This is a genomic window from Paenibacillus whitsoniae (genome assembly GCF_003955665.1).
Taxonomy (GTDB): Bacteria; Bacillota; Bacilli; order Paenibacillales; family NBRC-103111; genus Paenibacillus_E; species Paenibacillus_E whitsoniae.
This window is the reverse complement of record NZ_RXHU01000078.1, coordinates 40883-67626: the sequence shown is the minus strand read 5'-3', so window position 1 is coordinate 67626 and position 26744 is coordinate 40883. Positions and strand designations below refer to the sequence as shown.

At 51.9% G+C, this 26744-nt stretch carries 28 protein-coding genes; 21 read left to right on the top strand and 7 right to left on the bottom strand.

Features of this window, described 5'->3' with window-relative positions:
* The first annotated feature begins 7 nt into the window (after window positions 1–7).
* The 4 genes from EJQ19_RS24060 (at window position 8) to EJQ19_RS24050 (ending at window position 2472) form a co-directional block, all read left to right on the top strand.
* The gene (locus tag EJQ19_RS24060; protein ID WP_241243065.1) at window positions 8–541 is read left to right on the top strand and encodes an MOSC domain-containing protein; all 534 of its coding nucleotides are present in this window, start codon (window positions 8–10) and stop codon (window positions 539–541) included.
* Between the two features lie 137 nt (window positions 542–678).
* Window positions 679–843: a hypothetical protein gene (locus EJQ19_RS31980; RefSeq protein ID WP_164716700.1), complete on the top strand. Its 165-nt coding sequence runs from the start codon at window positions 679–681 to the stop codon at window positions 841–843.
* A 16-nt stretch (window positions 844–859) separates the two neighbouring features.
* Window positions 860–1186, top strand: a complete 327-nt coding sequence (locus EJQ19_RS24055; RefSeq protein ID WP_126143790.1) for a DUF1904 family protein — start codon at window positions 860–862, stop codon at window positions 1184–1186.
* 188 nt (window positions 1187–1374) lie between these two features.
* On the top strand, window positions 1375–2472 hold the full coding sequence (locus tag EJQ19_RS24050) for a glycosyltransferase family 2 protein (RefSeq protein WP_206438479.1): 1098 nt from the start codon (window positions 1375–1377) through the stop codon (window positions 2470–2472).
* Window positions 2473–2634: 162 nt separating this feature from the next.
* On the opposite strand, the gene EJQ19_RS24045 is transcribed toward EJQ19_RS24050, so the two are convergent.
* A complete protein-coding gene (locus tag EJQ19_RS24045) occupies window positions 2635–3366 on the bottom strand; it encodes a hypothetical protein (protein ID WP_126143789.1) in 732 nt (243 codons plus the stop codon).
* Between the two features lie 87 nt (window positions 3367–3453).
* On the opposite strand from EJQ19_RS24045, the gene EJQ19_RS24040 reads away from it, so the two are divergent.
* The 3 genes from EJQ19_RS24040 to EJQ19_RS24030 all read left to right on the top strand — a co-directional run bounded on the left by EJQ19_RS24040 (window position 3454) and on the right by EJQ19_RS24030 (window position 7293).
* Window positions 3454–4248, top strand: coding sequence for a class I SAM-dependent methyltransferase (locus EJQ19_RS24040; protein ID WP_126143788.1), 795 nt, complete (start codon window positions 3454–3456; stop codon window positions 4246–4248).
* Between the two features lie 90 nt (window positions 4249–4338).
* Entirely contained in the window at window positions 4339–6600 is a 2262-nt protein-coding gene (locus tag EJQ19_RS24035) for a type IA DNA topoisomerase (protein ID WP_126143787.1), read from the top strand.
* A gap of 21 nt (window positions 6601–6621) precedes the next feature.
* Window positions 6622–7293, top strand: a complete 672-nt coding sequence (locus tag EJQ19_RS24030) for a uracil-DNA glycosylase (protein WP_126143786.1) — start codon at window positions 6622–6624, stop codon at window positions 7291–7293.
* A gap of 136 nt (window positions 7294–7429) precedes the next feature.
* Here EJQ19_RS24030 and EJQ19_RS24025 read toward each other — a convergent pair whose 3' ends face one another.
* The gene (locus EJQ19_RS24025) at window positions 7430–8362 is read right to left on the bottom strand and encodes a zinc dependent phospholipase C family protein (RefSeq protein ID WP_126143785.1); all 933 of its coding nucleotides are present in this window, start codon (window positions 8360–8362) and stop codon (window positions 7430–7432) included.
* Window positions 8363–8467: 105 nt separating this feature from the next.
* On the opposite strand from EJQ19_RS24025, the gene EJQ19_RS24020 reads away from it, so the two are divergent.
* The gene (locus EJQ19_RS24020) at window positions 8468–9922 is read left to right on the top strand and encodes a PAS domain-containing sensor histidine kinase (RefSeq protein ID WP_164716699.1); all 1455 of its coding nucleotides are present in this window, start codon (window positions 8468–8470) and stop codon (window positions 9920–9922) included.
* 60 nt (window positions 9923–9982) lie between these two features.
* On the opposite strand, the gene EJQ19_RS24015 is transcribed toward EJQ19_RS24020, so the two are convergent.
* Window positions 9983–10210 carry a hypothetical protein gene (locus tag EJQ19_RS24015; protein ID WP_126143783.1) on the bottom strand — a complete coding sequence of 76 codons (228 nt, stop codon included), beginning with the start codon at window positions 10208–10210 and terminating at the stop codon, window positions 9983–9985.
* A gap of 220 nt (window positions 10211–10430) precedes the next feature.
* On the opposite strand from EJQ19_RS24015, the gene EJQ19_RS24010 reads away from it, so the two are divergent.
* The 3 genes from EJQ19_RS24010 (at window position 10431) to EJQ19_RS24000 (ending at window position 12625) form a co-directional block, all read left to right on the top strand.
* Window positions 10431–11087, top strand: coding sequence for a deoxynucleoside kinase (locus EJQ19_RS24010; protein ID WP_126143782.1), 657 nt, complete (start codon window positions 10431–10433; stop codon window positions 11085–11087).
* 422 nt (window positions 11088–11509) lie between these two features.
* The gene (locus EJQ19_RS24005; RefSeq protein ID WP_164716698.1) at window positions 11510–12220 is read left to right on the top strand and encodes a copper homeostasis protein CutC; all 711 of its coding nucleotides are present in this window, start codon (window positions 11510–11512) and stop codon (window positions 12218–12220) included.
* Window positions 12221–12316: 96 nt separating this feature from the next.
* Window positions 12317–12625: a magnetosome magnetite crystal formation protein family gene (locus EJQ19_RS24000; RefSeq protein WP_126143780.1), complete on the top strand. Its 309-nt coding sequence runs from the start codon at window positions 12317–12319 to the stop codon at window positions 12623–12625.
* A gap of 122 nt (window positions 12626–12747) precedes the next feature.
* On the opposite strand, the gene EJQ19_RS23995 is transcribed toward EJQ19_RS24000, so the two are convergent.
* Window positions 12748–13503, bottom strand: a complete 756-nt coding sequence (locus tag EJQ19_RS23995; RefSeq protein WP_126143779.1) for an MBL fold metallo-hydrolase — start codon at window positions 13501–13503, stop codon at window positions 12748–12750.
* A 266-nt stretch (window positions 13504–13769) separates the two neighbouring features.
* Between EJQ19_RS23995 and EJQ19_RS23990 the strand changes: the two genes are divergently transcribed.
* The 6 genes from EJQ19_RS23990 (at window position 13770) to EJQ19_RS23965 (ending at window position 19871) form a co-directional block, all read left to right on the top strand.
* A complete protein-coding gene (locus EJQ19_RS23990) occupies window positions 13770–14033 on the top strand; it encodes a hypothetical protein (RefSeq protein WP_126143778.1) in 264 nt (87 codons plus the stop codon).
* Window positions 14034–14263: 230 nt separating this feature from the next.
* Window positions 14264–15256, top strand: coding sequence for a cytochrome aa3 quinol oxidase subunit II (gene qoxA / locus EJQ19_RS23985; RefSeq protein ID WP_126143777.1), 993 nt, complete (start codon window positions 14264–14266; stop codon window positions 15254–15256).
* 34 nt (window positions 15257–15290) lie between these two features.
* Entirely contained in the window at window positions 15291–17258 is a 1968-nt protein-coding gene (locus EJQ19_RS23980; RefSeq protein ID WP_126143776.1) for a cbb3-type cytochrome c oxidase subunit I, read from the top strand.
* Complete coding sequence (gene cyoC, locus EJQ19_RS23975; protein WP_126143775.1) at window positions 17258–17881, top strand: cytochrome o ubiquinol oxidase subunit III; 624 nt, start codon at window positions 17258–17260, stop codon at window positions 17879–17881. The genes EJQ19_RS23980 and cyoC overlap by 1 nt, the downstream gene beginning before the upstream one ends.
* 1 nt (window position 17882) lies before the next feature.
* Complete coding sequence (gene cyoD / locus EJQ19_RS23970) at window positions 17883–18212, top strand: cytochrome o ubiquinol oxidase subunit IV (protein WP_126143774.1); 330 nt, start codon at window positions 17883–17885, stop codon at window positions 18210–18212.
* Window positions 18213–18389: 177 nt separating this feature from the next.
* Complete coding sequence (locus tag EJQ19_RS23965) at window positions 18390–19871, top strand: L,D-transpeptidase family protein (protein WP_164716697.1); 1482 nt, start codon at window positions 18390–18392, stop codon at window positions 19869–19871.
* A gap of 65 nt (window positions 19872–19936) precedes the next feature.
* Here EJQ19_RS23965 and EJQ19_RS23960 read toward each other — a convergent pair whose 3' ends face one another.
* Window positions 19937–21052, bottom strand: a complete 1116-nt coding sequence (locus EJQ19_RS23960; RefSeq protein ID WP_126143772.1) for an aminopeptidase — start codon at window positions 21050–21052, stop codon at window positions 19937–19939.
* A 185-nt stretch (window positions 21053–21237) separates the two neighbouring features.
* Here EJQ19_RS23960 and EJQ19_RS23955 point away from each other — a divergent pair, with 185 nt between their 5' ends.
* Window positions 21238–21780, top strand: coding sequence for a hypothetical protein (locus tag EJQ19_RS23955; RefSeq protein WP_126143771.1), 543 nt, complete (start codon window positions 21238–21240; stop codon window positions 21778–21780).
* A 65-nt stretch (window positions 21781–21845) separates the two neighbouring features.
* On the opposite strand, the gene udk is transcribed toward EJQ19_RS23955, so the two are convergent.
* Together udk and EJQ19_RS23945 are read right to left on the bottom strand one after the other, a co-directional pair.
* Window positions 21846–22481: a uridine kinase gene (gene udk, locus EJQ19_RS23950; RefSeq protein ID WP_126143770.1), complete on the bottom strand. Its 636-nt coding sequence runs from the start codon at window positions 22479–22481 to the stop codon at window positions 21846–21848.
* 121 nt (window positions 22482–22602) lie between these two features.
* Window positions 22603–22920, bottom strand: coding sequence for a hypothetical protein (locus EJQ19_RS23945; protein WP_126143769.1), 318 nt, complete (start codon window positions 22918–22920; stop codon window positions 22603–22605).
* A gap of 306 nt (window positions 22921–23226) precedes the next feature.
* Here EJQ19_RS23945 and EJQ19_RS23940 point away from each other — a divergent pair, with 306 nt between their 5' ends.
* The 3 genes from EJQ19_RS23940 to EJQ19_RS23930 are packed head-to-tail and all read left to right on the top strand — an operon-like array spanning window position 23227 to window position 26710.
* Entirely contained in the window at window positions 23227–23607 is a 381-nt protein-coding gene (locus EJQ19_RS23940) for a hypothetical protein (protein ID WP_126143768.1), read from the top strand.
* 14 nt (window positions 23608–23621) lie between these two features.
* Window positions 23622–25157: a sensor histidine kinase gene (locus EJQ19_RS23935; protein ID WP_126143767.1), complete on the top strand. Its 1536-nt coding sequence runs from the start codon at window positions 23622–23624 to the stop codon at window positions 25155–25157.
* Window positions 25154–26710, top strand: coding sequence for a DUF3369 domain-containing protein (locus EJQ19_RS23930; RefSeq protein ID WP_126143766.1), 1557 nt, complete (start codon window positions 25154–25156; stop codon window positions 26708–26710). The genes EJQ19_RS23935 and EJQ19_RS23930 overlap by 4 nt, the downstream gene beginning before the upstream one ends.
* Window positions 26711–26744 lie beyond the last annotated feature (34 nt).

Sequence of the window (26744 nt, the reverse complement as noted above, 5' to 3'; positions counted from 1 at the left end):
GATGGTCATGGAACTCGTTGGCCGCATTGAAGCGGTGTGTATCGCGGACGGAGAGACCTTCCTTACACGCGACTTGGATGAGATTGAACTGAAGTTCGGAGGCATGGAGGGAGATCGGCATTTTGGGCTTTTGGCCAAGGCAGGCGTGCGCCAGCCGATGTATAAGCGTGGGCAGGAAATTATGAACCGCCGGCAGCTTAGCCTGGTTTCGGTGGAGGAGCTACGTGAGATTGCGGAGCGCATCGGTGTGCCCGAAGTGAAAGGCGAGTGGCTCGGCGCGAATCTGGTTGTGAGCGGCATTCCAGAGCTGACGAAGCTGCCCATGGGCCTTCGTTTCATGCTGCCAAGCGGGGCAGGCATCGTGCTCGAAGGCGAGAATGAGCCGTGCTCCGGGCCGGGGCGGATCATCGCCGAGCATTACGGCGACAAGCTGCTTACGAAGCTGTTCATTCAGCAAGCCCAGCAGAAGCGGGGCCTTGTGGGCTATGTCGAGCGGCCGGGCTTGATCCGGCGCGGGGATCTTTTTCGCATTTTGAGATAAAAAATTGACGCTTGGTTAAAGGAGTTTTGTCGGTTTGTAGCGAAAGAGTTGGAAAAAGCTCGGAAAAGAGCCTCGGCGCGGACCTGGAGGGTGTGGAAATGTCACTTAGCAATTGTGAGAGATGTGGAGCTATGATCATGAATCGGCCGGATCAGCTATGTGTGGCTTGTACCCAGCTGATGCTGGAGGAGGCTCAGGTTGTGAAGGCGTATATGCGCATGAACCCTAATGCGACCGTGATGGAGGTTTATCATCAAACCGGCGTTTCGCTGCAAACCATCAAAACGTTCATGCAAGAGTAATAGAGGAGATCAAGTTATGCCTCATATGGTAGTTAGGGGAATAAGCGCCCCAAGGATGGCTTCGATCAGCCAAGCGCTGATCCGGGAATTGGCCCAGGTGTGCGGCTGCGGCGAGGATAATTTTATGCTGGAATGTCTGCCTACGGTATCTATCTATGGCGGGACTGTGTGCGAAACGTATCCGTTTGTTGAAGTCGGCTGGTTTGAACGTGGACAGGACGTGCGGGACGCATACGCCGGCGTGCTCACCAAGCATATTCTTTCACTGGGTATTCCGGAAGTCGAAATCGCCTTTAAAGTATATCGGGAAGATAGTTATTACTGGAACGGAAAATTGGTGTAGCTTACAAAGACTGTACGCTGGAGGCGTCTCCGGATGTGCGGTCTTTTTGCATTGAAACGGGCTTTTCTTTAGGATGCTGCCTCCTTGCCCTGTCTGTCTTGCGAACGCTTTGCGGCCCAGCCACATATAAATTGAATAGAAGGTATGGGGGCCGTGAGCAACAGGGGACATCATGAGGGGGCATCCATGTGATTTCGATAAGCTTGTGCATGATTGTGAAAAATGAAGAACAATCGCTTGCCCGCTGCCTGAATTCCGTGGCAAGCATTGCAGATGAAATCGTGATCGTCGACACAGGCTCGACGGATCGGACGAAAGAAATTGCAGCCTCGTTTGGCGCGGTCATATACGATTTTGCCTGGAGGGACGACTTCGGCGCTGCGCGCAATTTCGCGTTCTCGAAGGCGACGCAGGAATACATCCTGTGGCTGGATGCGGACGATGAATTGGAGGAAGTGGACCGCATCAAATTCAAAGAACTGAAACATACGCTGGACCCAAGCGTCGATAGCGTCTCGATGAACTACCATCTTGCGTTTGACGAAGCGGGCAATGTGACGTCCAGCTTGCGGCGCAATCGCTTGGTCAAGCGGTCGCGCGGTTTCAAGTGGGAGGGATTGGTGCACGAAGCGCTGCTGGTGCATGGTCAGACGTACGCCGCCGACATCGCCATTACACATAAAAAAGACAAAGTCTATACCGACCGCAACTTGCGCATTTACCGCAAGCGGGAAGCGGAGGATGATAGCTTTTCGCCAAGGGATCTGTTCTATTTTGCCAATGAGCTGAAGGATCATGCTTACTTTGACGAAGCGATTGCCTACTACAATCGGTTTCTGGCTACGGATCAAGGCTGGATCGAGGATGTGTATGCAAGCTGTCTGCGGTTGGGCGAATGTTATGCGGCGCTGGGCGATACCCACAGGATGCTGCAATCGTACCTCCGAGCGCTCATCTATGATAAGCCGCGGGCTGAAATGTGCTGCCGGGTCGGTGCCTATTTCCTGGAAAGGAATCGGCTGGAGCAAGCCGTTTTCTGGTATGAAACCGCAGCGCAGGCGACAATGCCGGAAGGGAACATGGGCCCCATTGATCATGCCGCATGGACATGGCTGCCGCACTTGCAGCTTTGCGTGTGCTACGACCGGTTAGGCCAGCACCACCTCGCGTTCGAACATAATGAAAAGGCGTACGCGCTGAATCCGTCGCATCCGAGCATGCAGTATAACCGGAATTATTTTGCTAAGAAGTTTAAGCTGGAGAAGTTGGAACTGAATGAAACTTGACCTGCTTGGTCGTCATCGTCATGCTCACCGGCAGGCGAGGATGGCGATGTAGGTGCATATAGTTGGCAAGATGGCTCCAGCCCAAAGGGCTGGGTCCTGTCTCGTCATCTCCATTCAACTTTCGCTGTTGACTGTGATTGTGCTGACGCAGCGACGGGACAATTAACGCTGCTCCACCTTTACCTCGCTTGGCCTCACCTTATCGGTCTTCATCAGCTTCATAATATGCTCCTCTGCGATATATTGAAAATGATACACATCCACCGTATCCTGTCCAGCGCCGTAGCCGCCTGTCCATGACAGTTCTTGCCCGTTCACTTGCAGGCGAGTATGCGGAAATAGGCCTAAATGATCGAGCGTCCGATCCGCATTCATTTCGAATACGATGGGGAAGGTGTCCCCTTCGCTGACCCCAAACAAATACGTTTCAAGCGCGTGACAGTCTGTATAACGAGGCTGAAACACGAACAACTCCGTCTTGCCCACAGTGAGCTTAGTCATCTGGATGGGGGCTGTCACAGGCTGTATGATCTCAAAATCGGAAGGAAATGTGAAGATCCGTTTTGTATCTCCGGCTGCTGCTGTCCAGACCGCTTCATAGTCACCCGACCATCGGATGTCGGTGTCCAAACCGTAGCAGCTAGGCGCACCTAGATCAGCTTGAAAGGCTTGACTGACCGGTTGCACGGTAAGCCGTCCCCCTTGGCTGGAGCCGACGGCTCGCACGCTTGTATCGATCTGACGCCCATCGTTAGGTGAAGCGCTGAGGGGGGGCGCTGTGGTTGCGAGAGGAGGGATGCTCGCTGCTGCCTTGCCTACTATACTCGTCTGTTCATCCTCACATGCGGTGAGTGAAACTACTGCCATGATAAGCAGCAACCATGTCCATTTCATCTTCCTAAACCCCTTTCGCTTATGTTAAAATAGACGACTGATCATCATTGAAAGTTGAATGGATTTTACCGCTGAGGGGGAAATAGCATGGGCGAGTGGAAGGAACTTACAGCTCCATCGCAGGAGCGATGGAATGAGATCGCGGGCTTCTGGGACGACTTTATGGGCGAACACAGCAACCGTTTTCACCGAGAAATTGTCAGGCCGAAGACAGAGGAGCTTCTGGCACCGCAGGAAGGGCAACAGATTCTCGATATTGCCTGCGGAAACGGCAACTTTTCGCGCAGGTTGGCGGGCTTGGGCGTTAAGGTTACAGCCATCGACTACAGTTCCAACATGATCGATAGAGCGGTTGGGCGGTCGTCTGCGTATGAGGGCAATATTTCCTACAAGGTCGTGGATGCGACGAAGTCCGAAGAATTGCTCGCATTGGGCGAGGGCAGCTTTGATGGGGCGGTGGCCAACATGGCGCTGATGGATATCGCCGATCTGAGCGGCTTGCTTGAAGCGCTGCCTCGCATGCTCAAGCCAAACGGCTCTGTCGTCTTTTCCATCCCGCATCCATGCTTTCAATCTCCGAATACGCGGAGGATTCACGAGTCGGAGGATGTTGGCGGGCGGGTCGTTACCAGAAACAGCGTGCAAGTATCCAGCTATCTGCAGCCTGAACCGATGGAGTCGATCGGCGTAAAGGGACAGCCTGTCGCTCATTATGTGTTCCATCGTCCGCTTCATTATTATATTCATCTGTTCGTACGAGCAGGCTTCGTGCTGGACGGCCTTGAAGAACCTGCTTTCGCTTACGATGCTGCTAGAGCGGAGCGGTTTGACTGGTACGAGCTGCCGCCGGCGGTCATTTTCCGTTTCCGAAAGTTAGCCTAACGACATATTGCAGGCATGAGGAAAGTGGGATAAACTGAGTCGACAGCATGTTGTGTGCTGAGCGAACTCAAGGTTAGGAGCGATTCACGTTTGAAAACGTTAATTATTGCGGAAAAACCGGATATGGGGCGAAATATTGCCGCCGCAATAGAGCCGAAAGCGAAAAATATGAGGACGCATCTCGAAGGTGAACAGTATTTGATTACTTGGGCTATCGGACACCTCATTGAATTAGCGGAACCCGATCGTTATGATGAAAAATACAAAAAATGGAATATCGCCGACTTGCCAATTATTCCGGATGAGTTCAAGCTTATCCCGAACCCGCGCACGTACGATCAGCTCAAGGTCATCGACGAGCTGGCCAAGCGCTGCGATCAGCTCGTCAATGCCTGTGATGCCGGGCGGGAGGGGCAGCATATTTTCTCGCTGATCCAGCGCCATTTAAGGTTAAAGCAGCCGGTCAAACGGCTGTGGATTTCCGATCTTACGCCGGAGACGATTCGGAGCGGCTTCGCCACACTGAAGGACGGCGCCGAATACGAGAATCTGACGCGGGCCGCGCGCTCCCGCAGCGAAGCGGATTGGCTGATCGGCATGAACGGCTCGCGCGCCTTTACGACAAAGCATAATGTGCTGCTCTCCGTCGGTCGCGTACAGACGCCGGTACTGGCGCTTATTTACGACCGGCAGAAGCAGATTGAGGCGTTTTCGTCATTAAAGTTTTTTGAGCTGGAAGGTCATTTCGAGCAGGGAGACACGCTGTACCGGGGGATGTGGCAAGGGGAGCGGTTTACCGAGAAAGAGAAAGCGGATGCGCTCTCCGCCAAGGTCAAAGGGAAGCCTGCGAGAATCGCGTCGTATGAAGTGAAAGACACCAAGGAATATCCGTTCAAACTGTACGATCTGACGCTGCTGCAGCGTGAAGCGAACGGCAAATACGCTTTTTCCGCCAAGAAAACGCTGGATACGGCCCAATCGCTCTATGAGAAGCACAAGGTCATCTCGTACCCAAGAACGAACTCCAACTACGTGACGGAGCAGAACATTCCCGAGATGCACAAGACGTTGTCTGCGCTCCAAGGAACGGCATATCACGAGCTGGTGCAGGGGGCGAACCGGAGCCTGGTGCACACCGGCAACAAATTCATTTGCAACCCGTCGAAGGTCGAAGATCACCACGCGATTTTGCCGACGAATAAGAAAGCCACGGGTCTGACACCCGATGAACAGAAATTATACGATCTCATTGTACGCCGGTTTTTATCGCAATTTTATCCGCCTGCCGCTTATAAAGTACATACGGTTATCACCGAAGTGGAAGATGAGAAATTCAAAACCACAGTGAAAGAGCTGCTCTCCTTAGGCTGGAAAGTGATTTATGCCGACCAGAAAAAGGAGAAGCCGAAATCTTCTAAGAGCAAGGACAAGGAAGAGGAAGAAGAGGAAGAGATCGAGGTTAGCGAACCGTTCTCCTTGGACGCAAGCGGCGATGTGCGCTGCACGGACGCCATTGTGAAAGAGAAGGAAACGCAGCCGCCGAAGCATTATAATGAAGGTTCGCTGCTCAAGGCGATGGAGAGTGCGGGCAAGCAAATCGAGGACGAGGAGCTGCGCGACGCGATGAAAGATTCCGGCCTTGGCACACCGGCGACGCGGGCGGCGACGATTGAGCGGTTGAAGAAGGTCGGCTACATCGATATGCAGGGCAAGAAGATTATGCTGACGCAAAAAGGCCGCACCGCCATCGAGCTGATACGCGGAGCAGGCGTCGAGCTGCTGACATCGCCGGAGATGACCGGCCAGTGGGAGCGACGGCTCAACGAAATTTCGCGCGGCATGGCCTCGGACGAGCAGTTCATGCATAACGTCAAGCGCTTCGCGACGCTGATCGTGGAGAAGGTGCGCAAGCAGGCGCGCGCGGCGAAGACGTCGTTTGAAGGCGACCCGCCTGCGACGGAAGCCAAAGGGAAGCGGAGCGCGGGCAAGGCGCGATCCGAAGGCACGGCAGCCGTGAAGCCGGCGCGCGCCAAGGCTGCGCCGAAGCCCGCCGCTGCGGTCGCCTCAAGCGACGGCCCGGCGATCGTGGCCGCATGCCCGCGACCGGGCTGTGGCGGCTCGCTGTTCATGGGCCGCAAGGGCTACGGCTGCTCGCATTACAAGACGGGCTGCACGTTCGTCATTTGGAAGGAAAGCTTCGGCCGCCAGCTGACGGAAACCCAGGTGCAGAGCCTGGTGAACAAAGGCCGCACGGCGAAGCTTCAACTGACTTTGAAGGACGGCACAGCGGCGGAAGGAAAGATCGTGCTGGTGAACCCCGAGACGGGGGAGCTCGGTACTGAACTTGTGTAAGGGAAGAGAGGCTTTTGGACCATGCATCACCTGACGAACGATTGGGCTTCCCTTTTGCAGGACCAATGGGAAGCTCCCTATTTTCAAGCTTTGATGGCGTTTCTGGAGGAGGAGTACCGCACGCAGACGATCTTTCCTCCACGGGATCGGTTATTGGAGGCGCTTCGCCTGACGTCCTATGCGGATACGAAGGTCGTGCTGCTTGGTCAAGATCCGTATCACGGGGACGGCGAGGCGCATGGCCTCAGCTTTTCCGTCGAGCGCGGCATTGCGATTCCACCTTCACTACGCAATATGTACAAAGAACTGGAAGCCGACATCGGCTGCCCCGCACCCGCTCACGGCAATCTAACGTCTTGGAGTCAGCAGGGCGTGCTACTGCTCAATACGGTGCTTACAGTGCGGAAGGACATGGCGAATTCACACAAAGGCAAGGGTTGGGAAATGTTTACCGACGCGATTATACGGGGGCTGAACCGACGCGAGCAGCCGGTTGTTTTTATCTTGTGGGGGAAAGGCGCGCAAGCCAAAACACGCCTCATCGACAAGACGAGGCATGCGGTCATTGAATCCGTGCATCCGAGTCCGTTATCTGCGTACCGAGGTTTTTTCGGAAGCAAGCCGTTCTCCAAAGTGAATGCGCATCTTGAGGCGATGGGAAGCCCCAAGATCGAATGGCAGATCAGCGATTAATTCGGGCTTGCCGAAAACACGCCCGACCATCGCTCAGCAAGCCCTAATCATTTTTTATGAGATTACGCCTGCGATGGACGCAAATAGCAGGCAGCCGCCGAATGCTGTAATTAACCCTTGTCACCTTCGAGAAGGATTACAAGATCGGTTGTACATATTTAATTTCGGCACGACTGTCGCAGTCTTTGCCTGTTTCATAGGAGCGGTTCCCCAGCACGGTCGCCAGCGCAGCGTAGTCGGTTTCCAACCCGCGCTCGATGGCCCCGATGGCGGCCGCAACGACGGTTTCGCCATCTTGCATGGCGATATCCCATAAGTCCCACACGCTGAGCGCGTATGTGTCGCTGGGGTCTGTCGGACAATGCCATGGGGATCTGGCTTCGTTCAAATAATCGAGCGGAGCTGGTTTCTTTTTAAAAACAAAAGGCGATATTTGACCAAAGGTTATCGCGCGTTTGAGGCCTTTCGGATCGTGAAAAAGCTTCTGGGCCTGAATCATATCCATGTAGGCCGCCTGCCAATCTTGCTCGGTCAACGTTTCGGCGATATCGGGATAATGACGGCGGGCCGCTTGCATAAGCGTATTGACGATGCCGGGAGGCAGCGCCGGACCGACGTAAATTTCTTTCCAAACCGGCGTTTTCCATGTTTCGATGCCGAGCTCTCGTTTGGCAATTAACGTATCCATAATAATTTCAAAACGTTGATGATCCCATTTTTTAAACCCTGATTTGTAGAAGACATAAGGGTGCATATTGCGGTCCAGGATATGATGGGTGATAAAGCCGATGACATATAGCGTTGCAGCATTATAAAGCCCTCGTCCCTGTACGCCGCGCACAAGGTCCAGCAGAAAAGGGCCGCACGCTTCCTTATGCATCAGGCTGCCGAGTTCGTTTAAGTGTTTTTCTTTTTTCCATGGCAAATAGTTGTGATAGAACAAAAAGTCCGGTCCTTGACACCCGAGTGAGAACACCTGGCGAAGCTGCTTATCGTTCATTGGCGCTGCATGCCCGAGCCTGCTCATGAGCTGTTGTCCGAAGATGAAATGCGTCCAAATGTTAGGCAAAGCTGAATTCCTCCTATGTATCACAAATAGGTATGGCAACCTCCCTATCTTATCATAGAGTTGGACAACTCGCGTATGCGGAAATTTTTATGGAGGAGATTTTCCATGGATATGCACATGGCACGCAAATTGGCGGAGAGCGAGCAACGGTACCGCTCGCTGATTGAGCACAATCTGGCGGGAATCGTGACCTGCGACATGCAAGGGCAAATTCTTAGCATGAATCAAGCGATGGAACGTATTCTCGGCTACACAGAACAAGAACTGACCGGACGGAATATCCATGAGCTTGCTGTCATCGACAGCAGTGCCGAATCGTCGGACAGCTCGGACAGCCTCCTCAAGCAATCGGACAATTTCATGCTCCGGGCGAAGCATAAGCACGGCGAGTGGATCGAGCTTGGCGTCAAGAATGTGCCGATTATTGTAGATAGCTGTCAGGAAGGCATCTATCTCATTGCGAGAGACATTACGCAGTTAAATCGCGAGAGGGAAGAACGCTTGCGTATGGAGAAGGAGCTTCGCGAGACGAAGGAGCTGCTGGAGTCCGTGATTACGCATACGACAGATGCGATCTGTATGATGGATACGCAAGGAAACGTCATGTCGGTAAACAAAGCTCATGAGCAGATTTTCGGTTGGACTATCGAAGAGTTGCTGGACAAGCCTCTACCGATATATCCGGCATTTCTGGAGGAGCAGCGCGCGGAAATGTACGATATGCTGCGTGCCGGCAAGCAGATCACTGGACTGGAATCCGTGCGCCTACGCAAGGACGGTCAGCTTATCCATGTCAGCGTCACGAAGACGCCGATCCGCAATGCGCAAGGCGACATTATCGGATTCTCCGCGATTTCGCGAGATATTACGGAGCGGAAGCAGACGGAGGAGCTGTTGCGCAAATCCGACAAACTGGCCGTCGCCGGACAGCTTGCCGCTGGGTTGGCGCATGAGATCCGAAATCCGCTGACTTCGCTACGCGGGTTTCTGCAGCTCCTTCAACATGCTATGAAGGATAAACAGCACTATTTTGACATCATGCTCTCGGAACTGGATCGGATTAATTTCATTGTGAGCGAGTTTCTCGTCATCGCGAAGCCAGAAGCCATTCAATATAAGCAAGGGAATCTGACGGCCATTCTGCAAAGCGTTACCGCTTTGTTGGAAACACAGGCTGCGCTTGGAGGCGCCGTCTTAACCTTAGACTTCGAGGAGGATATTCCCGACATCGTCTGTTCGGAAATGCATTTGAAGCAGTTGTTCATCAATCTGGTGAAAAATGCGCTGGAGGCGATATTCAAGGATGGGCGGGTCCACATTACGGTTTCCATGGCGGGGCCGAACTTAATTCGGGTGCGAACCGAGGATAACGGATGCGGGATTCCGGAGGAGCGGGTGAAGCAGTTAGGGGAGCCGTTCTATACGACAAAGGAAAAAGGTACGGGCCTGGGGCTTATGATGTGTTTCAAAATTGTCGAAGCGCATCGGGGCCATTTGCATATTGAAAGCACGGTGGGCCAGGGCACGACGATCGATGTGCTGCTGCCGGTTATGGAGTGAATAAGGGAGACTTTCATAAACCGCCGATGGGAGAGTTCCGGCACGGCGGTTTTATTGCGGCTAGAAACGGATGCTGAATTCCGACGTTTCTCTGGAATACCAAGTGGTGAGCCCGTTGTTCTCATGCAAAATCTGTACTTCATCCGGCGTATACTTCAAAATCGTTCCAACGTTGACTTGATAATATACGCCCAATGGATCCATCGACCATACGAGAACGGGAGTCTTGCTTAATGCTGCGGCAAACAATTCGGAATCATGATCGAGCAGTTTGGTTCCGTAAATCATGCATTACACCTCTGTCGTTGTTAGAATGGTTCATCTTCATTATTATAGACAGCGTATCGAAGGCAGTCGTCACGAAAAACAAATATTTTTTTTGTGGATTTTCATTTTCTGGCCCGTAAAAATAAAGGTTCCCACGGATACGAAATCCTAGTATAATAGGTAAGCTTTGCTGATTTGACATTTGGTTAATTAAAGATGGGCAGAAGGAGAAAGGGGTTCAATGGCAGTGATTGTGGTTGGGGGAATGATTGGCCTGGGGAAAACGTCGGTTTCCACGTTGCTTGGACAGGCACTGCATTCGGAAGTATTTTATGAGAGCGTGGACGATAATCCGATTTTACCTTTGTTTTATACAGCTTCACCGGAGGAAATTGAGACGAAGCGATACCCTTTCTTGCTGCAGCTGCACTTTTTGAATACGCGATTTAAGGCGATCAAGCAAGCGCTGGTTCATAATCGCAATGTGCTCGATCGAAGCATCTATGAAGACTGGTATTTTGCTAAAGTGAACCGCGAGCTGGGCCGAATTTCACAGTTGGAGTTTGACGTATACGAAGGCCTGGCCGATAATATGATGGAAGAACTCGCCGAACTGCCGAAGAAGGCACCGGATTTGATGGTCTATTTGAAAGCTTCGTTCGAGACGGTGATACACCGGATCGGGCTGCGCGGGCGGAGCTTCGAGCAGGATGCCTCGCTTGTCGAATATTATCGATTGCTGTGGTCCGGCTACGATGAATGGGTGATGAATCATTACCATGCGTCCGAGGTGCTGATTGTGGACATGGATGTGATCGATGTCGTAAATCGCGAAGCGGATGCGGCTTTCCTGGTGGAGCAAGTGAAGGCGAAATTAGCGGATTTAGCGATTGCATAAAAAATGTCGAAATTTGAAAAGGGGCCCCCTCAAACGAGTGGGCCTTTTCGAATTGGTGTAATATCACATATGCAGAAGGGATAAGTCTTAGGACATAACGCCCGGCAACGACCCGTATATGTTGTATCTATTTTAGAAGAGAAGGTGATCGAATTGTTGTTTGTCATTTGCTACAAAGGAAAGGCGATCTGTCCGCCGCTTCCTCAACTTGCCGCCACGGAGAAAATGTCGAAACTTAGCCGCTCGTTCTCTAATTTGGAACTTGTGGAAGTCCCGCAACAATCGCAGAAAGCTTCCAATATCTAAAAGCGTACAACGTAGGCTGCGATGGTTGCTGTCGGTCGGAAACTCCTTCTATTTGGAAGGAGTTTTTCTTTTGCCCGGCGAACTGTGGTAACCTGTATAACATGAGGGAGAGGCAGGTGACTTTGCTTATGCTGCTGGAAGTGATCGCGACGAGTGTACGGGACGCGGTAGAGGCGGAAAAGGGAGGGGCGGATCGGCTGGAATTGATCTCGGCCTTTGCGCAAGGTGGACTGACGCCGGACATTGCGCTTGTGGCGCAGATCGTGCGGACGGTCACGCTTCCCGTTCATGTGATGATTCGACCGCACAGCCGAACGTTCGAGGTGTCCCGGGAGGATCTCGCGCACATGACGGAATCGATGAAAGCTTTGGAAGCAGCGGGGGCTTCAGCTTTCGTACTGGGGGCCATTACCGCGGATAAAAAGATTGATGAAGCCGCGCTGGATCAGCTGCTTGCGGTCTCTAGGCTGCCCGTGACGTTTCACCGGGCATTCGATGCGTTGGCGAATCAGGAGACGGCGCTGGCTGATCTTCAGCGGTATCCGCAGATCCGCTCGGTCTTGACATCAGGCGGCGCCGAGCGCGCGCCGGATGCCGTAGCGCAGTTCCAGCGGCTGCTTCCGCTCACCCGCGGCGGCACGCTGCGCCTGCTTGCCGGCGGCGGTTTGACGCCGGAGAACGTGCAGGCTTTCGCCCAGGTCACCGGCGTATCGTGTGTGCATTTCGGCACAGGCGTCCGGGCGGGCAGACGCATCGATGGCGGCGTGGATCGGGCGCTGGTGAGGCAGGTGCGAGAGCGGCTCGATGCGATCGGACGCGGGGGTTGAAATTTTTTCGTTAATTCTTGAAAAAATCTCTCGTATACACGTCCGATTACGAATATAATTGGAAGTGAAAACTTTGAGAAAGAGTGGTGCTTTCCAATGTATGATACGACGGATATTGAGAGTAATAAGGGGATGGCCATATTGGCGTACATTTTATTTTTCATCCCGCTCATCGCAGCGAAAGACTCTAAGTTTGCGATGTATCACGCCAACCAGGGGCTGACTTTATTCTTGTGCGTAGTTATCGTCAACGTTGTACTAGGCATCATTCCTTTAATCGGTTGGATTTTGCTGCCGCTCGTGAATCTTGCTTTGTTGGTATTGGCGATTCTAGGGATCGTCGCCGCGGCGCAAGGCCAAGTGAAGCCGCTCCCGATTATTGGCGCGTATACGCTACTCAAGTAGTCCCACCACACCATAGAATTTGTATACATAATAAAAGCAGGCTGACCTCGAGATGCGAGGATGGCCTGCTTTTTTCATGAATAGTCATTCAGCACATCGTTGCGATATTTTGGCTGTAACCGTCAAGCGTGATTACCGGCTTCAGCCGCCAACTCTGCGATCCGCTGGTTGACGTTATCGGCGAACTCGCCGCCGTGATAGCAAATGACCTTGTTCACATCCAACCCTGTGAACTTGTTCAAGGATTGACGCGCCAAGGGGTAGTCGTAGCAATAGGCGGGAATCGGGCCTTGCAGCTGATTCTCGGCGACAACCATGGCGTCTGCGGCAAGCAGCGTTTTGCTCGCAGCGTGGTAAAGCGACATATGCCCGGGTGTATGGCCCGGCGTCAGAATGACAGTCAGTGCGCCAATCACTTGACCGTCTTCCAGCAATGCGGTAACCGGCGCCTTCGGCGGATTCTCCAGCCGGTTGCGGAACGCTTGTCGCTGCTCCTCCGTGACGGAGGCAGGGAGATTCGCCATCGCACGTTCGACGGACTCGGGCGTCACTTTGATCAGCCTTTTCTCCCCTTGGATATAAGGCTTTTCGCCTTCTGTGGCAAGCACCGCGACCGGGTGCGGGATCGCCTCAAGCAGAGCGGGCAGGCTGCCGATATGATCGATGTCCTGATGCGTCAGGATAATCGCGGTCACATCGTTCAAAGTAAGCCCTTGCTGTTCCAGCGCTTGCTGGATGAGCGGGACGTTGCCGGGGTATCCGGTGTCAACGAGCGTCGCTTGTCCCTGATGGACAACAACAGCGGGATGAATGACATTGATTTGTCCTAGTGCGGGAACGGATAGGGGAAGGCAGTAAAGCCCATCGGAAACTTGCATGACAAAACCTCCAATGTGAGATGATAGAAAGAGCACAACACCGATTCTACCCACTTTGGTCGATTTAGTCAAATAAATTATAAATTATATCATTTTTTTATCAAAATGTCAATACTTATTTTGTTGATAACAATTTCAGCCAAATCCAGACGAAAATTTGTCCAAATATCGAGCATCATGTGAAAATTATATGAACAAACCGAAAGTTTTGTGTTATAATAAAAACAAGGAAAGCACTTTCAATGAAGTCAGGAGCGGTGATGGTAATGTCAAATAGAACTATGTCTGTGGAACCGATGGAGCGTGCAGAGCAGCGCGATGTTTCTCCACTTGTGAAGTGGATGACGATTGCAGCGTGGTCGCTGCTGGCGATTGGTTTAGTTCTCAGTTTGATTAGCATAGAGCAATTCAGTGATAAGAACTATACCTTGATGATCGGCGTTGGCTTTATGGTGGGCAGCGTGCATGTCTACGTGATCCGCACAGCCATTCACTTGGTGCACTCGAGAAATATGGCAAAAAGTGAATGATCGAAAGCTTCAGGATGAATACTAATGTAGCCTTTCAAGCCATTAACTTGAAAGGCTTTTTGCTTTTCATATTTTTCCTACATAGTCAACAAACGTTCTGTGACATTTGTTTTACAGTAAAACGTCGAACCTTTGACGTATTTGTTAAGTCAGAGGGTAACGTGTGTACTTTTGTATGGAAGATGGTTATGTTGGTAGTAGGTTGGATTTGTTGATTGGGAGGTAGTGAAATGAAGAAGAGGAAGCTTGTTCGAGCGCTGATGCTCTTCATGATGGTTGCCATCATCGTCGTGCTGTCAGGATGTTCCAATGCCATGGTGCTTGACCCGAAGGGGCCTGTGGCTGAGCATCAAAGAGATTTGATTTACATCTCCAGTATCTTATGTTTAGTTATTCTGGTGCCGGTGCTGGCTTTGACGGCATGGATTGTATGGCGCTATCGCGATCGGAAAGGCAATAAAGCCAGCTATAAACCGGAGTGGTCGCATAATACGACGATGGAGATCGTCTGGTGGGCGATTCCGATCGTGATTATCGTGACGTTGGCTGTTATCACGGTTAAGTATACGTACAAGCTGGAGCCGTCCAAAGCGCTAGAGACTTCAACGAAAAAGCCGATTACGGTTCAAGTCACGTCGCTCGACTGGAAATGGCTGTTCGTATATCCGGAACAAGGAATCGCGACGGTGAACTACTTGCAGATACCGGAAGATACGCCGATCAAATTTGAGTTGACGTCCGATGCGCCGATGAACTCCTTCTGGATTCCTCAACTGGGCGGTCAAATTTACACGATGTCGGGCATGGCAATGACCTTGTATCTGCAAGCGGATGAAATCGGCCACTATTTTGGAACCGGGGCGAATTTTAGCGGCGAGCATTTTGCAGATATGACGTTCGATGTCAATGCGACGTCGCAGCAGGATTTTGACGCTTTCGTTGAGAAAACGAAAAAAGTGCCTGGGAAGTTGACGCAAGAGACGTATGCGGAGTTGGCGGCACCGGGGAAATCGGGCGTACGCTACTATTCTTCCGTACCGGACGGGCTGTTTGAGCAAACGGTCACGAAGTATATGAAAGGCGACATGGGGCACGGCGGTCACAGCGGTCATGGAACATCGGATGCGGGAAGCGTGAAGTCTGCCGCGACTGAACCAAAGGCGACTGCCGATCATAGCCAAATGAGCCAAATGGATCACAGCCATATGAATATGGCCAAATGATTTGATCAACGTTTCATGAAAGGAAGTTCTGCTCATGTTCGATAATATCAAACAATTCGCATCCGAGTTTTTCGTCACGGGCGACCCGCTCATTCTGGGTGCACAGGTTAGTATCGGACTATCGATGGTTGCCATCGTTTTCGTTCTAACGTTCTTTAAAAAATGGGGCTGGCTCTGGCGCGAATGGCTAACCAGCGTCGACCACAAGCGGATCGGCATTATGTATATCATCTGTTCGATTCTGATGCTGTTCCGCGGCGGCGTTGACGCGCTGCTCATGCGGATGCAGCTGGCAATGCCGGATAACAATTTTTTGCAGCCGGATCACTATAATCAGATTTTCACAACGCATGGCGTTATTATGATTTTGTTCATGGCGATGCCGCTTATGTTCGGGTTGTTCAACATCGTTGTACCGCTGCAAATCGGCGCGCGCGACGTTGCTTATCCGTTCCTGAACTCGCTTAGCTTCTGGATGTTCTTCTGGGGCGCGATGCTGTTCAACGTATCATTCATCATCGGCGGTTCGCCGGATGCGGGCTGGCTCAGCTATCCGCCGCTCTCGGAACTGTCGCACAGCCCTGGTCTGGGACAAAACTTCTACATCTGGGGCATTCAAATTTCAGGGATCGGCAGCTTGGCGACGGGTATTAACTTTATCGTTACGATTCTGAAAATGCGCGCACCGGGCATGAAGCTGATGCAAATGCCGATGTTTACCTGGTCCGTGCTTTCCAGCTGTATCACGATTATTTTCGCATTTCCGATTTTGACGGTAACACTTGCGCTGCTCTTCCTGGATCGGTTCGTCGGCGCACACTTCTTCACCTTGGACGGCGGCGGCAATCCAATGATGTATATTAACTTGATTTGGATGTGGGGGCACCCCGAAGTATATATCGTCGTCCTGCCGGCATTCGGGATTTTCTCCGAAGTCGTGGCGACCTTCTCGCGTAAAAAACTGTTCGGCTACAAATCAATGGTATTCGCGATGCTGATTATTTCGATTCTGTCCTTCTTTACATGGGCGCATCACTTCTTCACCATGGGTTCGGGCGCAGACGTCAACGCATTCTTTGCGATCACGACGATGGCCATTGCGATTCCGACCGGTGTCAAAATATTTAACTGGCTCTTCACCATGTATCGGGGGAAAATTCGCTTTACGACGCCGATGTTGTGGACGATTGCCTTTATTCCTTGTTTCGTCGTCGGCGGGATGACGGGGGTTCTGCTCTCGGTTGCACCGGCGGACTTCCAGTTCCATAACAGTTACTTCCTGATCGCCCACTTCCATCAAGTGCTAATTGGCGGTGTTGCGTTCGGTTACTTCGCAGGCCTGTATTACTGGTGGCCAAAAATGTTCGGCTTCAAGCTGAACGAAAGAATCGGCAAATGGGCGTTCTGGCTCTGGAATATCGGCTTCTACGTCTGTTTTATGCCGCAATACTTCCTTGGACTCGACGGTATGACACGCCGTACGTACGTGTATAGCTGGGATATGGGCTGGGGCCCACTCAACATGGTGTCGACCATCGGCGGTTTCCTGATGGGGATTGGCTTCCTGTTCCAAGTATGGCAAATTGCGCACTCGATTAAGTTCAGAGAGACAGATACCACGGGCGATCCATGGGATGGTCGTACACTTGAATGGTCAATTCCTTCGCCTGCACCGATCTACAACTTCGCCGTACTGCCGAAAGCGGACGCGATTGACGTATGGTGGGAGCAAAAACAGGGGAAAGTGGCGAAAACGCCTGTACCGAAACAATATGAACCGATTCATATGCCGAAAAATTCCGCCATTCCGTTTATTAAATCGGCGCTCTGGTTCTTCGCGGGCTTTGGTTTCGTCTGGGATTGGATGTGGCTGACGATTCCAGCTATGATCGGCATCGCTATCTGTATGCTGGCTCGTTCCTTCAGCTATGATACGGACTACTATATTCCAGCTGACGAAGTGAAGCAGACAGAAGCTGCTTGGAGAGGAGTGAAAGTCTAATGGCGCACGCAGCGGCAAATCACGCACATCACGGGCATGATCACGCACATGATCATGAACACGAGCACGAATCGCTCAAAACGTTCGGCTTTTGGATTTTCCTGATTACAGACTGCATCCTGTTCGGATCTTTATTTGCAACTTATATGGTGCTGCATGGCAATACGAACGGCGGGCCTACTCCTGAAGAATTGTTTAAAATGCCCGGTGTCATCGCTGAGACCTTCATCCTCTTGACGAGCTCCTTCACAAGCGGTGTCGCCGTGCTGGGGCTGCACAAAGGCAATATGAAGCAGTTGATCGGCGGTTTGATCGTAACGGTTATCCTCGGTGCGGCGTTTATCGGCCTTGAGGTGTCCGAATTCATTACGATGGTTAATCTTGAGGGTGCAACGATCTCGACCAGCGCGTTCCTGTCCTCGTTCTTTGTCTTAGTCGGTACGCACGGACTTCACGTTTCCGTCGGCTTGATCTGGATGATCGGGTTAATCTTCCAATTGCGCCGCCGCGGCATTACTGCGGTTACCAAGCGGAAAGTGGAAGTCATTTCCTTGTACTGGCACTTCCTCGACGTCGTGTGGATTTTTGTCTTCACAGTCGTCTATCTGATGGGGGTGATGTAAGATGAGTCAATCGCATTCGAACGTTCATAATAAGCATGAATCGCACGGCTCTCTGAAGTCGTACACGATCGGCTTCGTGCTCTCGATTATTCTGACGATCATTCCGCTCGTTGTCGTCATGAACCACATGATGGGCAAAACCGGCACGCTTGTTCTGATCTTGATCATGGCGATCCTGCAGTTCGTCGTTCAATTGTTCTTCTTCATGCATATCCGGGAAGGCGAGAACTCACGATGGAATGTCATGGCGCTCTTGCTGGGTCTGGTTATTCTGATTACAGTTGTCGGCGGCTCTATCTGGATTATGACTTATAATCAGGTTGCACATTAATCGTATAGTATGGCGCCCTTGTCGCGAAGACAGGGGCGTTTTTGTTTGCAGTGAGGCGAATCGTGAAGAAAGGGTTGTCATTCTATCATTTGCATGATACATTATGTATCAGAGATACTAATTGTATCAAACACCAAGGCAGGACAAGCTAATCTATCTCGAACGGAGAGGAGCCGTATGATCCGCCGACAGGAGCGATTTCGCAACCCGCTTGACGACCATCTGATTCATTTGCACAAAAATCTGTACATCTCGCAGTCCGATCCGCTCTATTATGAGAAGGTGATTCGGTATCTGGACGCGAACTCGCCGGAAGCGCACTATAACCTCGGCCAAAAGTATCAGCTCAAGGGCAATTGGAAGCGGGCCTTTTTTCATTACAAGGAAGTACTCAAAACGTACCCGTCTCCGTTCTATTCAGCCGCCAACCGGGCGCTTCATCAATTGAATGAGCAGCAAGCGGCTCATGTGGCCAAGTTAAGCGAAGTGGGTGCGGTAAGAAAGCCGCTGCTGCCGCCTTTGATGAAGAAGCTGCTGATCGTGCTGGCTGTCATCAACTTGCTCTTGCTCCTGGTTTTTGCATTAGGCGGGGGGGCGGTGCATTCATCGGTGTCCAAAATGAAGGCCTGGGACGTCGGCCGCGAGGTGACGTATGAGACGGTCGAAGCGCCGTTCGTGCTGTACATCTCCGAGCAGACGCCGCAAGCTGAACTGGAGAAGGCCCTGCATAAGCAGGCCGTTCAGCTTGCGAAGGATATGCCGAAAACGAGTATCCTGCTCTACGGTGTCGTAACACAGGATAGCACGAGCTGGGGAAAAACGATGAGGCTGACCCATGAGGATCTGATTAAGCAGGCGATCGTCGTCGCCACGTACCAGCCGGAGATCGACGATGCCGTTCGGATTCGTTTTCTCAACGCCGCATGGAAAGAGCACCAACCGCTAACCGCGATTGGTGCTAATTTAGTTCGTACGGCGCTTATGGCGTATAGCCGCGATAAAGGGAAGGTACCAGAGCGCCTTGATGCGCTTTTGCAAGATTATCCGGGCAATTATCTCAGCTACATACCGAAAGAGGCGGGCAGCGGCTCTAACGCCGTTGCTGAGGCTTATACGGGAGGAGGGGGATGGGTCTATAACCCGCAGGCGCAGACCCCTGAGGAGATGTTTTACGCGAATATGGCAGGAGCAGAGGCAGTGCCCTATGCGCCTATTCATATTGAAATTAATAAGGCTGAGCATCAACTGAAGCTGCTGGCCGGCAATCAGCTCCTTTGGGATAAGCCGATTGGACTAGGGCAGCAGGACAGCACACCGGTCGGCGACTTCATCGTGACGGACCGGGTCCTTCAGCCGCGCGGCAAAACTGCGAGTTCCTATGGCGAAGCAGGGCTGGGACTGGGCGCGATCGCTTTGCACGGCACCTACGATGACAGCTCGATCGGAAGCAACGCTTCGCTTGGCTGTGTGCGGCTTTCGAACGCGGACATCGAGCAGTTATTCCCATTTGTACCAAAGGGAACCGCGGTGCATATCCAGGCAGCCGGATGGCCCAGCTTGCCAGCGAGGCCGGCGAGCCCGCCGGACGTGCTGCAGCCAGCTGAGCTGCCCCATCATGACGAATCGCCGGAGCATGTGATTTTTCATTGGCTCGGCTGAAAAAAAAGCAACGGCCGCCTCTCAAGAAGTTGAGCAGGGAGCCGTTGCTTATTTAATGTCATGAACTATTTTAAGTTTTCAGGATTCAGCTGCTCCAGTTCAGGAATGACGAAACGACCGTCTTTGCGGATCAGCACATTGTCGAAATAAATCTCACCGCCGCCGTATTCCGGCCGTTGAATGAGCACCATGTCCCAGTGCACGGAGGAACGGTTCGTGTTATCGGCTTCTTCGTAAGCTTGCCCTGGGGTGAAGTGAATGCTGCCGTCGATTTTCTCATCAAATAAAATATCTTTCATCGGGTGCTGAATATACGGATTCACGCCGATCGCGAACTCGCCGATGTAGCGCGCGCCTTCATCCGTATCAAGAATCTCGTTCAGCTTCTTCGTATCGTTGCTGGTTGCTTCAATGATGCGTCCATTTTCGAATGTGAGCACGATATTCTCGAAGGAGGTGCCCGCATAAATGGTCGGCGTATTATAGCTGATCACACCGTTCACGGAATCCTTGACAGGAGCCGTGTACACCTCGCCGTCCGGCAAGTTGCGAAGGCCGGAGCAAGGTACAGCGCCGATGCCTTTGATCGAGAACGACAGGTCGGTGCCTTTTGCGACGAGTCGGACACGGTCCGTGCGGTTCATAAGATCGACAAGCGCTTCCATCGCTTTTGCCATTTTGCTGTAGTCGAGGTTGCAGACGTTAAAGTAGAAGTCCTCGAACGCTTCCGTGCTTTTGCCGGCGAGCTGGGCCATGGACGGGTTCGGGTAGCGCATGACGACCCACTTCGTGTTGTTGATTCGCTCGTCGAAGATCGGACGCTGATAGTGCTTCAAGAACATCTTCATCTGCTCGTCCGGGACGTCGGAAGACTCGGTGATGTTATCGCCGCTGCGGACTGCCACATAGGCGTCCATTTGCTTCATCCGTTCCAGCTCGAAATTGGACCAGGTCGTCAATTGCTTTTCGTTGCCGCCCATTTGCAGGCTTCTTGTAATCATCGGGTCGCGCAGCTCAATAAAAGGATTCCCGCCTACCGCGTACACTTCCTCGATCAAGCATTTCGCCAGTTCTGGATCTTTGACGCCGATCATTTCAATCAATATGTTTTCACCGGGTTGAAGGCTCACGGAGTAGCGGATGATGTTGCGTGCAAAAGTCTGTAATCGTGGATCTCTCATGGGTATTGGTCTCCTTCAGGGAAATAACTTCCGTTTTATTATAGCGCAGTTGGCAGGGCAAGCCAAATAGGAGACACATTATTGACACAAGGTCAATTGTGGGCTTTGCTCGTGACAAAGCACAGTCGCGGGGTATACTAAAGGGAGAAAAGCGAAGCCAACACAAAATGACGAGGAGGAGAGGTATGGCCAGAGAACAGATCCAGGTTCCATTTGGCTACGAGCCGCCGGAAGAGAAGCGGAAGGGGACGGTCCTTGTTTTCGAAACGTTTGAGGATTGGACAGAGGCGGATGTGCGTTCACTGGTTGACTGGGCGGAAAATAAATCGTTTAAGCGGTTAATCTTCTATCCGCAGCACGAGGAGACGCTGCGGCGCATGGACATTCGTGCAGAGATGCCGTACCACGCGCGGGTGAAGCAGCTTCAAGCTTATCTTGAAGAAGTGGACACTGCGCTTCGCGTCGAGGTCGATCAGTGGGAGGGCAAGCGTAAGAAGTACACCCCGTTGGATACGTCGCTGACGTTTTTGACGGACAAATCGCCAGAACCTCACTTCATGTGCATGAGCGACCGCTACGCCAATCTGTTCGTGACGTATCCATCGTTCAAGGAATGGATCAGGAAGGCGCGGCTTGTCATCTTGCGCCAATTCCATGTCCCCTTGAATCCGCAATTGCAGGCCTATGAAGGCCGGTGGGAAGTGATCGAGCTTGGGAACATGCAGTGAAACTAAAAAAAGACACCTCAGCCAGCTTATCGGGCTGGAAAGGTGTCTTTTTGCTTGACTGCCGCTTATCCGATCTCGCCGCGAGCCGCCTGATCCGTCAAATAGCGTTCCGTCAGCACAGTCAGCATCGAGATGCCGATCTGATTCTCGCCGCCTTCGGGAATAATGATGTCCGCATACTTCTTCGACGGCTCGATGAATGCGTCGTGCATCGGTTTCACGGTCGTCAAATATTGATCGAACACCGATTGCAGCGTACGGCCGCGCTCGTTGATGTCGCGGGATAGGCGGCGAAGAATGCGCACGTCAGGGTCCGTATCGACGAACACCTTAATGTCGAGCGCACTGCGCAGCTCCTCGTCCGTCAAGACGTGAATGCCTTCGATCAGAACGATCGGTTTCACATCGACGCGAATTGTTTCTTGCGCCCGCGCATGCTGTGAAAAATCGTACACCGGGATTTGGACCGCGCGTCCATCGCTGAGCTCCTTGAGGTGTGCCAGCAGCAGGCTGTTCTCGAAGGCGTTCGGGTGGTCATAATTAATGCGTTCCCGTTCTTCAAAAGAAAGACCGCTATGATGAAGATAATAATTATCCTGAGATATGAGCGTGACGTTCGCCGGACCGAGTTTGGACATAATCGATTTGGCGACGGTTGTTTTTCCGGAGCCTGTGCCTCCGGCAATTCCAATGACAAGCATGCGAGCAAGTTCCTCCCCCAAAAACTAAAAGACTATTCCCGTAGTGTATCACACTGTCCGCTCAAAAGAAAAAAGCGATTCGAAATTCGATCGCTTTTTTCCGGGAAATATTGAAACGGCGTTACCGAATTTGCTTCGGCATATGGGATTTCGCTTCGCTTGCCGTCAGATCCTGTGCGGCTTGGGTGAGCTGCTGCGCAGTCTGTGCCGTTTGTGTGCCGAATTCGTCTGCAGGGAACGATTTCAACTGCTCCTGCGCCTCCTGAACGTTGTGTTGTGCTTGTGCAAGCGCGGCCTGAGCCGATTGAATGCGCTGCGGATCAGCTTGTTTGAGCGCGCGTTGGAGCTGATGCTCGGCGTCCTGCGCTTGCAGAATCGCGTTATCGGCTGCGTCGATGGCGTGCTGTAAAGGCTGCTGGTGTTGGCGGGTGTCTGTCATGGGGCGATACCTCCTGATAAATAGAAATTGCGACTATCCTACCTTGCGCGAAAAGCAGGGAAATCATGCTTCGATGGGGAAATGAAATTATTTCCTGGGGAAGCGCAGGATGTGAGCGGTATCATGATTTTTCGACATCAATTATCTGAAAATTAGGAATAAAACGTCAACTCCTGTCCAGAGCGCCGAATATGACACTTGTTGCCAAAATAACAGTAGACAAACCGCCCGTTACTTCTTAAGCTAAAGAGGATGGCGCTATCTGACAACGATAGACAACAGATTTTCTTTTTTGGAGGATGACACATGAAGAAGATGAAAGGGATATGTTTGACCCTTGCTGTAGCAGCGCTTTTGGCGGGTTGTGGATCAGCCAAAACAGAATCGCAGTCTGCCAGCACATTTACGCCGACCCTGGACGTTACAGCGGCCGTAAGCGGCGACACGGCGACACTTCATATAAAGACTGACCTCAAGCTGTCCAAAGAGCATTACGATCATGCGCGAGTGACAGGAGAAGGGCATATTCATTTATCCTTAGATGGAAGTGAGAAAATTATCGTAACTGAGCCTGAGAAGGTGCTCGAGCATCTAAGTCCCGGCAAGCATGAGGCGAGGGTCTCGCTGCATAATAACGATCACACGCCGTATAATGTCGGCCAAACCGTCACATTTGAAGTGAAGTAGGTGTCGGAGGAATAATGCCTATACGCCGTAAAAGATTAAGCCTTCAGAAACGTATCGTCGTCTTGATGACCACCGTTTCCGTCGCCATGATTTCGACAATGATGATCTTCGATACATACAGCTTGAACCAATCGATTAAAGAAGCCTATGTGAGTCAGATCAGCGGCATGACCATTGCGATAAACGGACGTTACGAGGAATCGCGTTCGGTTACCGATGTGCAGCAGATTTTTGACTATATCCAATACAAGAACCAGCATGTCCTGGACATGAAGCTTTATAACAAAGAAGGACTCATACTCGCCGCGTCCGATCGGACCGAAATCGGAAAGCAGCTCAGAGCTGCTGAGGTGGTGATCCCGAATCAGGATCGTACGATTGTCGATCGGGTGCCGATGGCGGCCCATGACCGTCCTGTCGTGCGTCTGACGGCTCCGCTTCAGGAGGACGGGAGCGTAGTTGGCGCGGTTGAAGTTTTCTTCGACGCTTCCGAAGAACAAGTGCTGCTCAAGAAAAGAACGAAGTTGATTCTGGTTGTCGGGATCAGCATTGCGATCATACTATCGATGTTAATATGGTTAATCTTGCGAAGCATTGTCATTCGTCCGCTCGGTAAGCTGCGGGAAGCGGCCAACGTCGTGAAGCAAGGCGGGGAACTGCCCAAGCTGCAGATGGCTTCTTCACCGGAGATTGAGGAGGTGGCGGACGCTTTTAACGGCATGGTCGCGAACCTGGACGAGCGCTACCAACAGCTCCAGCAAGCGCTGACGACGCTGGAAGTGGCGAAGGACCAGCTGGTCCAGTCCGAGAAAATGAGTGCGCTGGGCGGCCTTGTCGCCGGCGTGTCACACGAAATCAATACGCCGATCGGCATTGGCGTTACCGCGATCACGTATTTGGATGACCGAACGAAGCATTTTACGGAAATATTCCAACAAGGTAAAATGAAAAAGTCAGATCTCGAGCAATTCCTTGCCGTGACCCATGAGACAAATACGATGGTGCTGTCGAATCTCGAGCGAGCGTCTGCGCTTATTCGCAGCTTCAAGCAGATTTCTGTGGATCAGAGCGTCGAGATCAAGCGGACCATTGAACTGAAAGAATACTTGGACGGCATCGTCGCGAGTCTCAGACCGGCGCTCAAAAAGACACTTTTGCGCATGGACATCATTTGCGACGAAACGATTCAGCTCTATACATATCCGGGCGCCATCTCACAGATTATGACGAACCTGGTCATGAATTCTTTAAATCACGCGTATGAGCCGAACGAAGAGGGGACGCTGACCATCCGCGTTCGTGATTTGGGCGCCAACATTGAGATTGCCTATTCCGACGACGGCAAAGGGATGACGCAAGAGGTGCTCGATCATATTTTTGATCCGTTCTTTACGACAAGCCGCGGCAGCGGGGGGACGGGACTTGGTATGAACATCGTGTACAATGTCGTAACGCAATCGCTGAACGGCGTGATTCACTGTTACAGCACACGGGGGCAAGGCAGCCTATTTACGATCACAATCCCCAAAGAGGAGGAAGCTTTTTTATGACGAATGAAGCCGGACAAGCTGACGTGGATGAGCTTCTGTTTGCAGATGAGGAAATCGGCGCTGAGCTGGATGTAACCGGCATCGAACAGGAGCCCTGGCTGCTTTTGATTGTCGATGACGAAAAGCAAATTCATCAGGTGACGCGGATGGTTTTGCATGATTTTGAATTTGCTGGCCGCAAGCTCGACTTTCTAAGCGCCTATTCCGCGCACGAGGCCAGGCAGCTGCTCAAGGAGCAGCCGAACATTGCCGTAGTGCTGCTGGATGTCGTGATGGAGGTTGAGGACGCCGGGCTGCAGATCGTGAGATATATTCGCGACGAGTTAAAGAATCAGGCGATTCGAATTATCCTCCGCACCGGCCAGCCGGGCCAAGCTCCTGAGCGCACGGTCATCATGGAGTACGATATTAACGATTATAAAGAAAAAACGGAGCTGACCTCGCAAAAGCTGTTCACGACGATCGTCACCGCTCTTAGATCGTACCGCGATATTAAAACGATTGAAAAAAGCCGTGTCGGCTTAGAGGAAATCATTAAATCATCCGCCTCTTTATTTGAATTGCAATCCTTGAAAAAATTCGCCTCCGGCGTTTTGACGCAGATGACGTCGATCGTCAACGTGCACAAAAACGCGCTTCACTGCTCGTTCGCCGTGACCAAGGGCGTTGAAGATATTTATATCCTCGCGGCGAGCGGTGATTATGCAGCTTCCCAGGACGCGCGAGCGCGCGACGTTGTGCCGATTGACGTGCTCAGCGAGATCGAAATGGCCTTCCACAACCGGAGAAGCAGCTTTTCCGCGGACCGGTTCGTGGTCTATTTTCAAAGCAAAATGGGCATGGAAAATGTCATCTATATGAACGGCTTTCAGGAACTCAGCGAGTGGGAGCGCTATCTGATCGATATTTACTCCGCGAATGTTTCGGTCGCTTTCGAAAATCTGTATTTGAATGAAGAACTCGAGAGCACGCAGCAGGAAATTATCTACACCATGGGGGAAATAACCGAGACGAGATCGAAAGAAACCGGGCATCACGTGAAGCGCGTTGCGGAATATTCCCGCCTGCTGGCGCTCAAGTACGGTCTCTCGGAAAGCGAAGCGGAGGTCATCCGCCTCGCGACGCCGATGCACGATGTCGGGAAAGTCGGTATCCCGGACGCCATTCTGAACAAACCGGCGGCACTAACGCCCGAGGAATTCGAGATCATGAAGTCGCATGCGAATCTCGGCTATGAAATGTTGAAGCATTCGAATAAAAAAGTGTTGTATGCCGCGGCAATTATCGCTTGGCAGCATCATGAGCGTTATGATGGCACTGGGTATCCGCAAGGACTGAAGGGTGAGGAGATCCATTTATATGGCCGAATAACAGCGTTAGCGGACGTATTTGACGCATTATGCAGCGATCGGGTCTATAAGAAGGCATGGGAGCTTGACCGCGTGTTGGAGCTGCTGCGCGCCGAGAGAGGGAAACATTTTGACCCACAGATTGTGGATTTGTTCCTGAACCATCTGGATGAATTTTTGCAAATCAAAGAGATGTATAGATGATTAATGGCATGAAGGATCCGCAGGCATAAGAACG

Excerpts from the sequence above, each read along its gene's own strand:
- EJQ19_RS24060 (WP_241243065.1), top strand. The coding sequence starts at position 8 with ATGGAACTCGTTGGCCGCATTGAAGCGGTGTGTATCGCGGACGGAGAG.
- EJQ19_RS24055 (WP_126143790.1), top strand. The coding sequence starts at position 860 with ATGCCTCATATGGTAGTTAGGGGAATAAGCGCCCCAAGGATGGCTTCG.
- EJQ19_RS24010 (WP_126143782.1), top strand. The coding sequence starts at position 10,431 with ATGGCAGTGATTGTGGTTGGGGGAATGATTGGCCTGGGGAAAACGTCG.
- udk (WP_126143770.1), bottom strand. The coding sequence starts at position 22,481 with ATGCTTGTCATTGGAATTGCCGGAGGCACAGGCTCCGGAAAAACAACC.
- EJQ19_RS24020 (WP_164716699.1), top strand. The coding sequence starts at position 8,468 with ATGGATATGCACATGGCACGCAAATTGGCGGAGAGCGAGCAACGGTAC.
- EJQ19_RS24000 (WP_126143780.1), top strand. The coding sequence starts at position 12,317 with ATGTATGATACGACGGATATTGAGAGTAATAAGGGGATGGCCATATTG.
- qoxA (WP_126143777.1), top strand. The coding sequence starts at position 14,264 with ATGAAGAAGAGGAAGCTTGTTCGAGCGCTGATGCTCTTCATGATGGTT.
- cyoD (WP_126143774.1), top strand. The coding sequence starts at position 17,883 with ATGAGTCAATCGCATTCGAACGTTCATAATAAGCATGAATCGCACGGC.
- EJQ19_RS23955 (WP_126143771.1), top strand. The coding sequence starts at position 21,238 with ATGGCCAGAGAACAGATCCAGGTTCCATTTGGCTACGAGCCGCCGGAA.
- EJQ19_RS23990 (WP_126143778.1), top strand. The coding sequence starts at position 13,770 with ATGTCAAATAGAACTATGTCTGTGGAACCGATGGAGCGTGCAGAGCAG.
- EJQ19_RS23935 (WP_126143767.1), top strand. The coding sequence starts at position 23,622 with ATGCCTATACGCCGTAAAAGATTAAGCCTTCAGAAACGTATCGTCGTC.
- EJQ19_RS23995 (WP_126143779.1), bottom strand. The coding sequence starts at position 13,503 with ATGCAAGTTTCCGATGGGCTTTACTGCCTTCCCCTATCCGTTCCCGCA.
- EJQ19_RS23940 (WP_126143768.1), top strand. The coding sequence starts at position 23,227 with ATGAAGAAGATGAAAGGGATATGTTTGACCCTTGCTGTAGCAGCGCTT.
- EJQ19_RS24030 (WP_126143786.1), top strand. The coding sequence starts at position 6,622 with ATGCATCACCTGACGAACGATTGGGCTTCCCTTTTGCAGGACCAATGG.
- EJQ19_RS23930 (WP_126143766.1), top strand. The coding sequence starts at position 25,154 with ATGACGAATGAAGCCGGACAAGCTGACGTGGATGAGCTTCTGTTTGCA.
- EJQ19_RS24045 (WP_126143789.1), bottom strand. The coding sequence starts at position 3,366 with ATGAAATGGACATGGTTGCTGCTTATCATGGCAGTAGTTTCACTCACC.
- EJQ19_RS23980 (WP_126143776.1), top strand. The coding sequence starts at position 15,291 with ATGTTCGATAATATCAAACAATTCGCATCCGAGTTTTTCGTCACGGGC.
- EJQ19_RS23945 (WP_126143769.1), bottom strand. The coding sequence starts at position 22,920 with ATGACAGACACCCGCCAACACCAGCAGCCTTTACAGCACGCCATCGAC.
- EJQ19_RS24040 (WP_126143788.1), top strand. The coding sequence starts at position 3,454 with ATGGGCGAGTGGAAGGAACTTACAGCTCCATCGCAGGAGCGATGGAAT.
- cyoC (WP_126143775.1), top strand. The coding sequence starts at position 17,258 with ATGGCGCACGCAGCGGCAAATCACGCACATCACGGGCATGATCACGCA.
- EJQ19_RS24015 (WP_126143783.1), bottom strand. The coding sequence starts at position 10,210 with ATGATTTACGGAACCAAACTGCTCGATCATGATTCCGAATTGTTTGCC.
- EJQ19_RS23965 (WP_164716697.1), top strand. The coding sequence starts at position 18,390 with ATGATCCGCCGACAGGAGCGATTTCGCAACCCGCTTGACGACCATCTG.
- EJQ19_RS31980 (WP_164716700.1), top strand. The coding sequence starts at position 679 with ATGAATCGGCCGGATCAGCTATGTGTGGCTTGTACCCAGCTGATGCTG.
- EJQ19_RS23960 (WP_126143772.1), bottom strand. The coding sequence starts at position 21,052 with ATGAGAGATCCACGATTACAGACTTTTGCACGCAACATCATCCGCTAC.